This window comes from Pediococcus argentinicus, assembly GCF_001437605.1.
GTDB lineage: Bacteria > Bacillota > Bacilli > Lactobacillales > Lactobacillaceae > Pediococcus > Pediococcus argentinicus.
In genome coordinates this window covers 1-622 of the sequence record NZ_JQCQ01000077.1, presented here as the reverse complement: position 1 = coordinate 622, position 622 = coordinate 1, and the positions used below count along the sequence as shown (strand labels likewise).

Annotated in this window: 1 protein-coding gene; it reads right to left on the bottom strand. The window is 30.2% G+C overall.

Annotated elements, in window-relative coordinates; all coding sequences use genetic code 11:
* Window positions 1-622: restriction endonuclease subunit S (locus tag IV88_RS08965; protein WP_201781926.1), on the bottom strand; the 622-nt coding region annotated here is incomplete at both ends.

Here is a 622-nt window from a genome sequence, read left to right as displayed (position 1 = left end):
CTTACGCTGTTCCCAAGGATCAGTAAATCCTTTGAATCGCCATTCTTGAGAAAATATCTTTTGCATCAATAACTTTTTAACATTTTTCAGTTCATCAAGCTTTCGTTGATTGGCAGTGATGGTATCATCTAAATGATTTAATAAACAGCCAATATTAGATTGTTCATCATCAGTTGGTATGAAAATTTTAAGACTCATAACTTTATTTTTAGAAATATTATACCGAGAAATACCTTGTGCTAGAATTTCTATACTTTTTCTAAATACATTAGATCTAAAATAACTGGATAAGAAAAATAAATCAAAATGCTTGTTTAGTCTATATCCGAAGCAAAAACTGTTTAAGTAAACATTATTTTTATTACCCATGTAAATAGATGTCATTCCAACATCTTCAGGTGTTTCTGATGATACTGTGAATAATACATCACCATAGTTTACGGCATGTTGTTTGGAATCTATATCTATTTTTTCTAGGTTACTGTTGTCTACTATAGAATTAGTAAAAATATTAAGATATGGAATGTAAAATGCATCTCCATGACCAAAATCATTCTTGCTCTTTCCGGTTAAACCGCTATATGTGTCTCCAAGTTCTTTTAACTTACGCTGTTCCCAAGGA